The organism is Thalassospira sp. CH_XMU1458 (genome assembly GCF_037027205.1).
In the GTDB taxonomy this organism is placed as follows: Bacteria; Pseudomonadota; Alphaproteobacteria; order Rhodospirillales; family Thalassospiraceae; genus Thalassospira; species Thalassospira tepidiphila.
This window is the reverse complement of sequence record NZ_JAYMDW010000001.1, coordinates 450,155-462,761: the sequence shown is the minus strand read 5'-3', so window position 1 is coordinate 462,761 and position 12,607 is coordinate 450,155. Positions and strand designations below refer to the sequence as shown.

Below are 12,607 nucleotides of genomic sequence, written 5' to 3'. Positions count from 1 at the left end.
GCTTTAATGCGGCAATTATACGTCAGGCAGTTCGATCTTGCGCCGCGCTGAGCCCCGTGCCGGACCATCACCGCCATCTGTACGGCGCAGACGCAGATTGCCCGCCGTATTCTGGCGACGACGATCGCCCTGGACCAGCGGTGGCAAAGTTCTGTCACCCGCAGCATCGCCATCATTTACAACTTGGGCCGGATCACCGTGTTTGGCCGCTTCGCGTTTGACCTTGCGCCCGGTAATCCAGGTATAGCCCAGAATATAGAGCAAAAATCCACCCACCCCGACGGTCAGGGTCAGGAACTGCAACACCGGTAGGAAACTGCCAAAAATCTGTCCGCCACCATAGATCATGAAGATGCAAAGGGCGGCCACGGGTGCCAAGGCCAGAAAGAAGATGCCACGCACCTTGTGGCGGATCGGGCCGTAATGCATCAGCATCGCGTAGAACAGGTACATCAGCGCGACAAACACCACGAGTTTGATCAACAAGACGAAGTGATCAAAGTTGGCGAGGCGTTGATTGCGTTCATAAATGCCAAAAACAACGAACAGGCCATGAACGATCAGGCCAAAAGTACCAAAGGTCAGGATAAAGCGCAGCCATGCAGTGACGCTAAAAAAGCTGCGCCATCCACCACCGTTCGCGTTGCGACGGTCTTTCTGCTTTTTGCCTTTCCGGGTGGCGAGCTTCATGTCATCTGAAAGCTCACGCGCCGGACCTGCAGTTTCGACGCCGATGCCTTTTGGCAAAAATTCCGGCTTGCTCGTTTTCCGGGCCACGAACCCGCTCTCCCATGTCCCTTGGGATGAAGTAATCCGCTACCATAGCAATCCCGGGGCAAGCTGATAAGCACAAAGAAGAATGATGCCAAAAAACCCGGAAAATGAGGGTTTTAGTGATATTGTTATGATTTCGAAATGATATCTGAGCCACGCAAGCTTACCCTTGGCATTCGCAAGCGCAAAACTGTCAGCAGCCTTGGGTGTTTTTGCCTCTTTAAGGCAGGCGGCACTCGACTTACAGGCCGGGATCGGGCATTCTTCCGGCCAATCTTTTAACGAGTATAAGAGCACGAGACGCATGACAGATTCCGCCCCGTCCAGCACCGGTTCGTCCGCCGACAAATCCCCGCGTCGCGTCGTTCTGGTTGACGGTTCCGGCTTTATTTTCCGCGCCTTCCACGCCCTGCCACCGATGACGAGCCCCGATGGCACGCCGGTGAATGCGGTTTATGGTTTCTGCACCATGCTGATGAAGCTGCGCGAAGATACCAAACCAGACCATATGGCGGTGATCTTTGACACCAAAGGCAAGTCGTTCCGCAACGACTTCTATCCCGACTACAAGGCCCATCGTCCACCGCCCCCCGAAGAACTGGTACCGCAGTTTGGCCTGATCCGTGATGCGACCCGTGCATTTAATCTGCCATCGATCGAGCTTGAAGGTTTTGAGGCCGACGATCTGATCGCGACCTATGCCCGCCAGGCCGAGGCAGAAGGTTCTGACGTGATTATCGTGTCTTCGGACAAGGACCTCATGCAGTTGGTCACCGATCGGGTGCAAATGTTTGATGCGATGAAGAATCGCACCATCGGTGCTGCCGAAGTTCTGGAAAAATTCGGTGTTTCCCCGGACAAGGTCATTGATATTCAGGCACTTGCAGGCGATTCCGTCGATAATGTCCCGGGTGTGCCTGGTATTGGTATTAAAACCGCCGCTCAACTTATTGATGAATATGGCGATCTTGATTCTCTACTGGAGCGCGCTGGCGAAATCAAACAGCCCAAGCGCCGTGAAAAGCTGATTGAAAATGCCCAGCTTGCCCGTATTTCGCGCGATCTGGTGACGCTGAAAACCGATGTGCCGGTGGTCGAACCACTGGGTGATTTCGAATTACGTGAACCCGATCCGGAAGTTCTTTTAAGCTTCATCGCAAGTCACGGCTTTAAATCATTGCTTTCTAAAGTAAAGTCGAAATTCGGCGGCGATGTTGAATTTGAAAGCCCGACAGCGGCCGGTGTTGGTGTCAATGATATCAAAGTCGAAAAGGCCGAATATGAACTGGTGCAGGATGAAGACCGCCTAAAGCACTGGATTTCCGAGGCCGAATATCTTGGCACCGTCGCGGTCGATACCGAAACCACATCGCTTGATGCCCATCAGGCCAAACTGGTCGGCGTTTCACTTTCGACCGAGCCCGGCAATGGCTGCTACATCCCGCTTGGTCATGTCAGTGGCGAAGCACAGGGCGGCTTTGATTTTGGCGACAATCCCGCCGACAGCCCAAGCAACAGCAAGGACGCGCCAAAGCAAATCAAGCTCGAACGCGCGATTGAGCTGCTCAAACCGCTGTTGGAAGACCCCGGTGTTCTTAAGGTCGGTCAGAACCTGAAATACGATATGATCGTTCTGGCCCGCCATGGCATCAAGGTTGCCCCGATGGATGACACCATGGTGCTGTCCTATGTGCTTGATGGCACCAGCCACGGGCACGGCATGGATGAATTGGCCGAGCTGCATCTGGATTACAAACCGATTTCCTTCAAGGATGTTTGTGGCATTGGCAAGACCCAGATCACCTTCGATCAGGTCCCGCTCGACAAGGCGCTTGATTACGCGGCCGAGGACGCCGATATCACGCTGCGCCTGCATCGGTTGCTCAAACCCCGCATCGCGCAGGAACATATGGCCAGCGTCTATGAGACGCTTGATCGTCCGCTGGTGGCAGTTCTGGCCGAAATGGAAGGCCTTGGGGTCAAGGTCGATGCCGAGATCCTTAAAAACCTGTCCGAAGACTTCGCCAAACGCATGGCCGCCCTTGAAGAAACCATTCACGAAATGGCGGGCGAGCCGTTCAACCTTGGCAGCCCCAAGCAGCTGGGTGAAATCCTGTTTGATAAGATGAGCCTGCCCGGCGGTAAAAAGACCAAAACCGGCGCCTGGCAGACCGGGGCAGACGTGCTTGAAGCGTTGGCCGCCCAAGGTCACGACCTTCCGGCCAAGCTTCTGGAATGGCGTCAGCTTTCCAAGCTTAAAAGCACCTATACCGACGCGCTGGCCCACCATATCAACCCCAATACGGGCCGCGTGCACACCAGTTACGGACAAACCAACGTCAATACCGGGCGTTTGTCATCGAATGACCCGAACCTGCAAAACATCCCGATCCGAAGTGAGGAAGGCCGGAAAATCCGTACAGCCTTTATCGCCGAGCCCGGTCACAAACTGATTTCTGCCGACTATTCGCAGATCGAACTGCGCCTTTTGGCCCACGTGGCCGAGATCGATGCCCTGCGCGAGGCGTTTAAAAACGGCGAGGACATCCACGCCGCAACCGCATCGAAGGTGTTTGGCGTCCCGATCGAGGGCATGGACCCGATGGTCCGTCGCAAGGCCAAGGCGATCAACTTCGGCATCATTTATGGCATCTCGGCCTTTGGTCTCGCCAACCAGCTTGGCATCGCCCAGAAGGAAGCCAAGGAATTCATCGAAGCCTATTTCGAGATTTATCCAGGCATCCGCGATTACATGGACGAGGCCAAGGAATTCGCCAAAAAGCACGGCTTTGTCCGCACCCTGTTTGGCCGCCATATCCATATCAACGGCATCAACGACAAAAACGGCATGCGCCGAAGCTTTGGCGAACGTGCCGCGATCAACGCGCCCATTCAGGGCGGTGCAGCCGACATCATCAAACGCGCGATGATTGCGGTGCCAGGTGCCTTGGTTGATGCGGGACTCAAAACCCGCATGCTGCTTCAGGTCCACGATGAATTGATCTTTGAGGCCCCGGAAGACGAAGCCGAAAAGGCGATCAAAACCATCCGCGAAGTCATGGAAAACGCCGCCCACCTGTCCGTACCGCTGATTGCCGATGCCGGCATCGGGGATAGCTGGGCCGACGCGCATTAACTGAAGCCAAGTGCTAACCGAGATATTTGCTCAAAACTTCTCGGCTAGTGCCTGAGCATCATTTACAATCTTCGCTATGCCTTGATGACAGTCGAGGAGAGCACTTATGAATATGGATCTTCGCTCAAATAGTCTTCAAGAGGTCGACTACATCGCTTTTGCCGAACTTTCAAAGTCCGCCAAGGGCGAGGTATCAAGAGAATTTTGCCGTCACTACAGGCTTCGGGAAGATTTGGTGCTTCAACGCACAGAGCTTCCCATAAGCCGAGCTTTAACCAAACAGTCCGGGTACCGTTTCCAAATTTGGTCGGAGTGCCTACGAGATGGCATGAGCGTCCGTGAAGCAAATCAGGCAATCAAAGATGGGAAATACAACAACCCAGAACTTGATGCTGATATCGTGCTTGCAGTTTATCGCGGCTATCTGAGGCTCGCTAGTCCGCAGAACTAGATTAAAGCCCCAAAACTTCACGCATGGAATAAAGCCCCGGCGCCTTGCCTTCGGCCCATTTGGCGGCGCGAACCGCGCCCTTGGCAAAGACTTCTCGTGAGGATGCCTTGTGGGTGATCTCGATCCGCTCGCCCTCGCAGGCAAAAACAACCGTGTGATCGCCAACCACGTCACCACCGCGAAGCGTTGCAAAGCCGATGGTGCCGTCTTCACGCGCACCTGTGTGGCCATCACGCGATCGGACCGCAACATCATCCAGATTAACCCCACGCCCCTTGGCGGCGGCTTCACCAAGGCCAAGCGCGGTACCTGACGGGGCATCGACCTTGTGTTTGTGGTGCATCTCAACGATTTCGATGTCGGCCACATCCTTGTCAAGGACGCTCGCCACCTTCTCGACCAGTGCGAAGGCAAGGTTCACACCGACACTCATATTGGGCGCAAAGATGATCGGGGCCTTTTTGGCAGCGACCTTCAACTCGTCCTTCTGATCGTTGGAAAGCCCTGTGGTGCCGATAACAAGGATGGTGCCGGTTTCGGCGGCCAGTTTCGCGTGTTTCATCGTCGCTGCCGGTGCGGTGAAATCGATCACCGCATCAACCGCTTCAAACAGTGCCTTGGGATCATCGCCAACCACAACGCCACTTTCTTCAAGACCGGCGATCAGGGTTATGTCCTTGCCGATGAACGGGCTTCCGGGCAGATCGGTGCCACCACCAACTTCACAGCCCTTGGTCTTGGCCGTTTCATTGACCAACATCCGCCCCATACGGCCAGCACATCCAACAATCCCGATCTTCATTTCCGGTCTCCTCCGGGCAAGCAAATTCAAACTCGTAATTGCTTTAACACACGGCTCCGACAGCGCAAAACAAAACCCCCGGCAAAGCGGCCGGGGGTTTGAGATATTGATCTTTTAAGCGCAAGCCGATCAGTCGGTCAGGTCTTTCCAGATTTCCTTCATCTTGGAAAAGAACCCTTCGCTTTCCGGGCTGGACCCCTGTTCGCGCGAAATCTCGTCGAATTCCTCAAGCAGTTCTTTCTGACGGTCTGTCAGATTAACCGGAGTTTCGACGCTGACTTCGACAAACATGTCACCGCGCGCCTGCGAGCGCAGGATGCTCATCCCCTTGCCGCGCAGACGAAGCTGCTGACCGGACTGGGTACCGGCCGGGATATTGATCCGGGTGCGCGTGCCTTCGATGGTCGGCACCTCGATGGTGCCACCAAGGGCGGCTTTGCCCATCGGGATCGGAATCCGGCAATACAGGTTGGCCCCTTCGCGCTGGAAGAAGCGGTGATGCCCGATATCGAGGAAGATATACAAATCCCCGGGAGGCGCACCATTGGTGCCTGCCTCGCCCTCGCCCGCCAGGCGAATGCGCGTGCCATCTTCGACACCGGCCGGAATGGTGACCTGAAGGGTCTTTTCCTTTTCGACGCGACCAACACCGTGGCAGGATTTGCACGGGTTCTTGATGATCTTGCCTTTGCCATGGCAGCTCGGGCAGGTGCGTTCAATGGTAAAGAAGCCCTGCTGCGCGCGGACCTTGCCGTGACCATTACAGGTCGGGCAATTGACCGGCTGCGAACCGGCTTCGGCACCGGTGCCATCACAGCTGTCGCACGATACGGACCCCGGAATGGTAATTTCGGCCTTTTTGCCTTCGAACGCTTCTTCAAGCGTGATCGCCATGTTGTAGCGCAGATCCGCCCCACGGGACGATCCACCGCCACCGCGGCGTCCGCCGCCCATGGCGCCAAAGATCTCGTCAAAGACGTCGGCAAAACCACCGCCGCCAAATCCACCGCCGAAGCCACCACCAAAGCCGCCACCACCGGGGCCGCCCTGTTCAAAGGCAGCATGGCCAAAACGGTCATAGGCCGCGCGCTTTTCCTGATCCTTCAGGACCTCGTAAGCTTCGCTGACCTGTTTGAATTTGACTTCAGCTTCGGTATCGCCCGGATTTTTGTCCGGGTGGTATTTCATCGCTTGCTTGCGATAGGCGCTTTTCAGCTCGGCTGCACTGGCATCTTTACTGACACCCAACAGCTCGTAATAATCTTCTTTCGCCATCTGTAACTCCGAAATACGGTCGGGCCGTTCCAGCAAATTCTTGCGTCCGGAACGGCCCGATTTTTCTTTACAGGGCGTCGTTCAAGACGACCTCTGCGGTCGCCTTACTTGTCTTTTTTGTTGTCATCGACTTCTTCGAAGTCGGCGTCAACAACACCGTCGTCGGCCTGTGCAGAGGCATCAGCGTCCGCCGCGTCACCAGCGCCAGCTTCTTCCTGCTGGGCCTGATACATGGCTTCGCCAAGTTTCATCGAGGCCTGCTGCAGTTCGTTCAGCTTGGTGGTGATGGCTTCGGCATCTTCACCGTCCTTGGCTTCTTTCAAAGCCGACAGGGCGTTTTCGATTTCCGACTTGGTCGCGTCGTCAACCTTGTCACCATGCTCCGAAAGGTTCTTTTCGGTGGCGTGGATGATGGCTTCTGCCTGGTTGCGGGCTTCGACAAGGGCCTTACGCTTTTTATCAGCTTCGGCATTGCTTTCCGCATCCTTGACCATGTTTTCGATCTCGTCATCGGAAAGACCACCAGATGCCTGGATACGGATCTGCTGTTCCTTGTTGGTCGCCTTGTCTTTGGCAGACACGTTGACGATACCGTTGGCGTCGATGTCAAAAGTCACTTCAATCTGCGGAACACCGCGCGGTGCCGGCGGGATACCAACCAGATCGAACTGGCCAAGCATCTTGTTGTCAGCCGCCATTTCACGTTCACCCTGGAAGACGCGGATGGTCACGGCCGTCTGATTGTCTTCAGCGGTCGAGAAGGTCTGCGACTTACGGGTCGGGATCGTGGTGTTACGGTCGATCAGGCGGGTGAAGACACCACCAAGCGTCTCGATACCAAGCGACAGCGGGGTCACATCCAGCAGAAGAACGTCTTTGACGTCACCCTGCAGAACACCACCCTGAATCGCGGCACCAAGGGCAACAACCTCATCCGGGTTCACACCTTTGTGCGGGTCACGGCCAAAGAACTCTTTAACGCGTTCCTGAACCTTCGGCATACGGGTCATGCCGCCGACCAGGATAACGTCATCGATTTCACCAGCGGTGATGCCGGCATCTTTCAGCGCTGCCTTGCACGGGGTCATGGTGCGTTCGATCAGATCGCCAACCAGACCTTCAAGCTTCGCACGCGACAGCTTGATGTTAAGGTGTTTCGGACCAGAGGCGTCTGCGGTGATGAACGGCAGGTTGACATCGGTCTGCATCGACGAGGAAAGCTCGATCTTGGCTTTCTCGGCAGCTTCTTTCAGACGCTGCAGGGCCAGACGGTCTTTACGCAGGTCGATCTGCTGTTCTTTTTTGAACTCGTCAGCAAGGTAATCGATGATCTGTTTGTCGAAGTCTTCACCACCAAGGAAGGTATCACCGTTGGTCGATTTAACTTCGAAAACGCCATCGCCGATTTCCAGAACCGACACGTCAAAGGTGCCACCACCAAGGTCATAAACGACCACGGTGCCGCCGTCTTTCTTGTCCAGACCATAGGCCAGTGCTGCTGCGGTCGGCTCGTTGATGATACGTTTGACTTCAAGACCCGCAATCTTGCCGGCGTCTTTGGTTGCCTGGCGCTGGGAGTCGTTGAAGTATGCCGGAACGGTAATCACGGCTTCGGTTACCGGCTCACCCAGATGGGCTTCTGCAGTTTCCTTCATTTTCTGAAGCACCATGGCTGCGATCTGGCTCGGGGCCATTTTCTCGCCATTGACTTCAACCCATGCATCGCCGTTTTCGCCCGATACGATTTTGTACGGAACGAGATCCTTGTCCTTTTCGACTTCCGGATCGCCGTAACGACGACCGATCAGACGTTTAATGGCAAACAGGGTGTTTTCCGGGTTGGTGACTGCCTGGCGTTTCGCCGGCTGACCGACAAGGCGTTCACCATCATCGGTGAAAGCGACCATTGACGGAGTGGTACGAGCACCTTCGCTGTTTTCAATCACACGGCCTTCTTTGCCGTCCATGACTGCTACGCACGAGTTGGTGGTGCCAAGGTCGATACCAATAATCTTACCCATAGTAAGTTCCTCTTTTAGCGGCCGGTCCGTCCCGCAGCCTCCAAAATGAAGCGCCGCGCAGGACCTCCTGGGACCAATGGTTGTAATACACGTAATTTTTCTGGGGCTTCTTCGTTACCCCGCGAACCTATATATGAAAGTCGCCACAAAGTCGCAAGCGGTCAAAGTGGGGAATCTTGGCTGTTTTTTGCCTTCAAACCGCATTTTTGATCCGATCAACTGCATTTCAGGCCCGATAAACTGGCGCAATGGGCAAAAAAAGCCGGTTTTTAAGGCACAAAACCCGGCTTTCGAATTGCTTCATAACCGGGTTGCAAAACACTCAGATCACGGGCCTCAGATCGGAATATCGGCAGGATTACAGCGGGTTTGGCGCAACACGGTCTCAAGCTTGTTTGCCAGATTTTCCTTTTCATCTGCGCCCAGAAAACGCGCAATTTCCAGACTTTTGCCGTGCGTGCGCAAAAACAGTGCGGCTTGTTCATCCTCGCCGCGCTCCAACACCACGCGCAGCCAATAGGGCTGAAAATCAAACTCCTCGCGTTCGCCACGCACAGAAATCCGTGTCACCCGAAGGTTGCCTGCTGCAAGCTCGATCCGTTCTTCCTGACGGGCGGAACGAAAACTGAAATAAAAGGCCAGCGACAGCAACACAACATCAAGCCCCAAAAACCCGATCACCGGCCACGCGCCCACCGACCAGAAGATAAACCCGATGGTCGTGGTGAGTGCTGCAATGAACAGCACAATATTGCGGGCAGCGCGACGCGACAGCGATCGCGGCGGAAACAGATCCACCCGAAAGATCGGTTTGGCTGAACGCGGCACGTTTGGCATGTAAGTTACCTGTTGCTGGATATCCGATTGTGCGTCGGGGCACAGGACAGCTGCAATCAAAATTCGATTTTTCACCCCTCACAGTTTATATAGTTTGCAACACTTAAATCGGATCAGGGGATGCGCATCAACGCCACCCCGAGCCCCAAATATCGATACATAAAAAGAGATCGCAGCCCATGGCCCGCCCGATGAACCAAGCCGCCATCGAAGAGTTTTTCCAGCGTCTGTCTGATGCGGACCCGGAACCGAAAGGGGAGCTTGATTACACCAACCCCTATACCCTTCTGGTCGCGGTTGCCCTGTCGGCACAGGCGACAGATGTCGGGGTCAACAAGGCAACCAAAAAACTGTTTCAGATCGTTTCAACCCCGCAGGACATGCTTGATCTTGGCGAAGAAGCATTGATCGAGCACATCAAGACTATCGGGCTTTATCGTGGCAAGGCCAAGAACGTGATGGCAGCGGCCAAAATCCTTGTCGAAAAGCATGGCGGCATTGTCCCCAACGATCAGGAAGCCCTCGAAGAACTACCCGGTGTTGGTCGCAAGACCGCCAATGTGGTGCGCAACATCGCCTGGGGTGAGCACACCATGGCGGTTGATACCCATATTTTCCGGCTCGGCAATCGTACCGGCATGGCCAATGGCAAAACGGTTCTGGCGGTTGAAAAGGCGCTGCTGAAAAAGGTTCCGGCCCGCTTCATGACCCATGCGCATCACTGGCTGATCCTGCATGGGCGCTATATCTGCAAGGCGCGCAAGCCGCGCTGTGGCGACTGCATCGTCAATGATCTGTGCAATTACAAAGACAAAACGCCTGCCGGGGCTTGATCCGACAGGCGTTTAAAAAGGTCTGGGCTTATCAAGTCGTGATCAGAAGACCTGATCGAAACTTGCCGGGGCGGGTGCAATTACCTTTGCGCCATCGGGCTGGACTTGCATGATGGCATAGCCACGTTCTGACTGACCATCCGGGGTCAGACGGAAGATACCGTCCACACCGACAAATCCGCTTGGATTGGTCAGCGTCTGCTGGCTCATATTGTTTTCATCACGCGCCATAAGGGCCGCCAAAGCCGTGCTGTCATAGGCAAGGCTTGAAATGCGGGGCGGCTGGCTGCCAAAGGTACGCTCAAAACGGGCAGCAAACAGTTCCCAGTTTTCCGGATTGGGGGCGGCAAAAATCCCGCCCTTAAGCGCCGGTTCGGCAAACAGACCCGGATCGTTCCAGCCGAACGTTCCGATAAACTGCACCACCGATGGATCAACATCGAAATAGGCCAGAAGCGAGGAAACCTGACGCAATTCACCGCCGGTGGCCGGCAGGATCAGGGCATCAAAATCAAGCTCGCCAAAGGTATCGACCCCTTCAAGACGTCGCAGCGCGCGTTTGGAACCGGCACTGCCATCGGCTTCAAGCTGTGCCTTGTGTGCGCGCAGGTTCGCACGCCGCGCGTCATAATTGGCAAAGTCCCGAATGGTTTGCTGCAAGTCTTCCGAACCGGGCTGATAGAACGCCACCCGGCCAAGGGTCCCGCCAACGCGCGAGACAACGGTATTAAGTCCGCTTGCGATCTGGCGGCCATAATCGTTTTGCGGCAGAAGGGCTGCGAAACGGTAACGCCCTTGCGTCGTGGCATAGCCAGCCGCACGAGCAATCTGGTCTTCGGGGATCAGGCCATTGACCCAAACACCGCTTTCCGCCACCCGACGATTGTTGGAAAAGGCCACCACCGGCACATTTGCCGATTTGGCAACTTCGCTCGCCCCACTGACCGATTCGGCAAATAGCGGGCCAAGGATCATCTTGGCACCGGCATCGACGGCTTCGCGCGCGGCATTCTGCCCGCCCTGATAGGTGCCAGCAGTATCGATCGGCATCAGGATGAAGTCATCACCGGCAATGTCAAACATGGCGAGTTCAGCAGCGTGGCGCATCGCCCGGCCCAGTTCGCCATGCTGACCTGACAGCGGCAACAACAACGCGACCCGCTTTTCAAAAACAGCCGCATCGTCATTATAAAGCAACGGCAGCTCAGCGCCCTCACCCTCGGGCAGGGCAGCATCGCTTGGCCATGGGCTGGCATCGGGGATCAGGCCCTGATTGGGGGCACTGTTGGGATCAACGGTATTGCCGCCCGGCTGATTGGCACTTTCAACCGACGCCCCATCACGTTGCATGCCGAAAAGGTCCGTGATACTCGTGGTCGCATTACAAGCGGTCAGCCCGAAAGAGAGGACAACCACAGATGCCGTCCGGCGCGCAATCCGGCCCCAAGCCGGAAATAGATCCGAAAACCGATCCCGATCTGACAACGCCTGACACGGCAGCGCCTCTTTCTGCATCCGATTCTGTGACGGATGACGTTTCGGACAACCCACTCTCACCTCCAGATAAGTCGTTTCGTCCGCAGGGTAATGCGGGCGAGGGTGCAAGTAAACATGATGAAAGCCATTTGCCGCTTTCAGCTGGTCTTTATCTTGTCGCTACTCCAATCGGAAATTTGGGCGATATTACGTTCAGGGCGCTTGAAATCCTCAAACGTGCCGATGTTATCCTGTGTGAAGACACCAGAACGTCGGGGAAATTGCTGTCGCGATATGGCGTGAAAACCAAGCGAATCGCCTATCACGAACATAACGCAGCCAAAATGCGTCCCGAAATCATGGACCGTCTGGGCAAGGGACAGGGGCTTGCCCTTATTTCCGATGCCGGAACACCCTTGATCAATGATCCGGGCTACAAACTTGTACGCGACTGCAAGGCAGAAGGTTTCACTGTCACCGCCGCCCCGGGTGCGGCGTCACCGATTGTTGCCCTGATCCTGTCTGGCCTGCCGAGCGATCATTTCTTTTATGCCGGCTTCCTGCCGCCCAAATCGATGGCGCGCAAAAAGGAACTGGCGCGCTTTGCCCCGATCCCGGGCAGCCTGATCTTTCTTGAAAGTCCCAAGCGACTGGCCGCCAGCCTAACCGATATGGCCGAAATGCTGGGCGGTACACGCGAAGCCGCGGTAACCCGCGAACTAACCAAAATGTTTGAAGAAGTCCGCAATGGCACACTTGCTGATCTGGCGGCGCATTATAATGAGGCCGGCGCCCCCAAAGGCGAGATCGTGGTGATTGTCGGTCCGACCGATGCCCGCGAAAACGAACCAAGTGCCGAGGATATCGACGCGCGCCTGAGCGATCTGATCAAAACCCACCGCACCAAGGATGCCGCCGATATCCTGGCCCGCGAAACCGGCCTTAAGAAGCGCGACCTTTATAATCGTGCCCTTGAACTTGCCAAGTCGGACCCGGATTGAC

General features: G+C 55.6%; 11 protein-coding genes. 4 read left to right on the top strand and 7 right to left on the bottom strand.

What is annotated here, in order from left to right; translation table 11 throughout:
• Positions 1-15 precede the first annotated feature (15 nt).
• Entirely contained in the window at positions 16-777 is a 762-nt protein-coding gene (locus WBY09_RS02175; protein ID WP_064780175.1) for a hypothetical protein, read from the bottom strand.
• Positions 778-816: 39 nt separating this feature from the next.
• Entirely contained in the window at positions 817-1,080 is a 264-nt protein-coding gene (locus tag WBY09_RS02170) for a hypothetical protein (RefSeq protein ID WP_286791138.1), read from the bottom strand.
• Here WBY09_RS02170 and polA point away from each other — a divergent pair.
• Complete coding sequence (gene polA / locus WBY09_RS02165) at positions 1,079-3,910, top strand: DNA polymerase I (RefSeq protein ID WP_336231885.1); 2,832 nt, start codon at positions 1,079-1,081, stop codon at positions 3,908-3,910. The genes WBY09_RS02170 and polA overlap by 2 nt on opposite strands.
• A 106-nt stretch (positions 3,911-4,016) precedes the next feature.
• Complete coding sequence (locus WBY09_RS02160; protein WP_286791136.1) at positions 4,017-4,361, top strand: hypothetical protein; 345 nt, start codon at positions 4,017-4,019, stop codon at positions 4,359-4,361.
• Position 4,362: 1 nt separating this feature from the next.
• On the opposite strand, the gene dapB is transcribed toward WBY09_RS02160, so the two are convergent.
• From dapB to WBY09_RS02140, 4 genes are all read right to left on the bottom strand, one after another.
• A complete protein-coding gene (gene dapB / locus WBY09_RS02155) occupies positions 4,363-5,163 on the bottom strand; it encodes a 4-hydroxy-tetrahydrodipicolinate reductase (RefSeq protein WP_286791135.1) in 801 nt (266 codons plus the stop codon).
• A gap of 129 nt (positions 5,164-5,292) precedes the next feature.
• Complete coding sequence (gene dnaJ, locus WBY09_RS02150) at positions 5,293-6,438, bottom strand: molecular chaperone DnaJ (RefSeq protein ID WP_063086408.1); 1,146 nt, start codon at positions 6,436-6,438, stop codon at positions 5,293-5,295.
• A gap of 104 nt (positions 6,439-6,542) precedes the next feature.
• Entirely contained in the window at positions 6,543-8,459 is a 1,917-nt protein-coding gene (gene dnaK / locus WBY09_RS02145; RefSeq protein WP_008888681.1) for a molecular chaperone DnaK, read from the bottom strand.
• Between the two features lie 336 nt (positions 8,460-8,795).
• Complete coding sequence (locus tag WBY09_RS02140) at positions 8,796-9,296, bottom strand: DUF2244 domain-containing protein (protein ID WP_336231884.1); 501 nt, start codon at positions 9,294-9,296, stop codon at positions 8,796-8,798.
• Positions 9,297-9,487: 191 nt separating this feature from the next.
• Here WBY09_RS02140 and nth point away from each other — a divergent pair, with 191 nt between their 5' ends.
• Positions 9,488-10,129, top strand: a complete 642-nt coding sequence (nth, locus tag WBY09_RS02135; protein ID WP_336232363.1) for an endonuclease III — start codon at positions 9,488-9,490, stop codon at positions 10,127-10,129.
• Positions 10,130-10,171: 42 nt separating this feature from the next.
• On the opposite strand, the gene WBY09_RS02130 is transcribed toward nth, so the two are convergent.
• Positions 10,172-11,479, bottom strand: a complete 1,308-nt coding sequence (locus WBY09_RS02130; protein ID WP_336231883.1) for a penicillin-binding protein activator — start codon at positions 11,477-11,479, stop codon at positions 10,172-10,174.
• Between the two features lie 68 nt (positions 11,480-11,547).
• Between WBY09_RS02130 and rsmI the strand changes: the two genes are divergently transcribed.
• Positions 11,548-12,606 carry a 16S rRNA (cytidine(1402)-2'-O)-methyltransferase gene (rsmI, locus tag WBY09_RS02125; protein WP_336231882.1) on the top strand — a complete coding sequence of 353 codons (1,059 nt, stop codon included), beginning with the start codon at positions 11,548-11,550 and terminating at the stop codon, positions 12,604-12,606.
• Position 12,607 lies beyond the last annotated feature (1 nt).

Excerpts from the sequence above, each read along its gene's own strand:
- WBY09_RS02140 (WP_336231884.1), bottom strand. The coding sequence starts at position 9,296 with ATGCCAAACGTGCCGCGTTCAGCCAAACCGATCTTTCGGGTGGATCTG.
- nth (WP_336232363.1), top strand. The coding sequence starts at position 9,488 with ATGAACCAAGCCGCCATCGAAGAGTTTTTCCAGCGTCTGTCTGATGCG.
- rsmI (WP_336231882.1), top strand. The coding sequence starts at position 11,548 with ATGCCGTCCGGCGCGCAATCCGGCCCCAAGCCGGAAATAGATCCGAAA.
- WBY09_RS02170 (WP_286791138.1), bottom strand. The coding sequence starts at position 1,080 with ATGCGTCTCGTGCTCTTATACTCGTTAAAAGATTGGCCGGAAGAATGC.
- dnaJ (WP_063086408.1), bottom strand. The coding sequence starts at position 6,438 with ATGGCGAAAGAAGATTATTACGAGCTGTTGGGTGTCAGTAAAGATGCC.
- dnaK (WP_008888681.1), bottom strand. The coding sequence starts at position 8,459 with ATGGGTAAGATTATTGGTATCGACCTTGGCACCACCAACTCGTGCGTA.
- dapB (WP_286791135.1), bottom strand. The coding sequence starts at position 5,163 with ATGAAGATCGGGATTGTTGGATGTGCTGGCCGTATGGGGCGGATGTTG.
- WBY09_RS02160 (WP_286791136.1), top strand. The coding sequence starts at position 4,017 with ATGAATATGGATCTTCGCTCAAATAGTCTTCAAGAGGTCGACTACATC.
- polA (WP_336231885.1), top strand. The coding sequence starts at position 1,079 with ATGACAGATTCCGCCCCGTCCAGCACCGGTTCGTCCGCCGACAAATCC.
- WBY09_RS02130 (WP_336231883.1), bottom strand. The coding sequence starts at position 11,479 with ATGCAACGTGATGGGGCGTCGGTTGAAAGTGCCAATCAGCCGGGCGGC.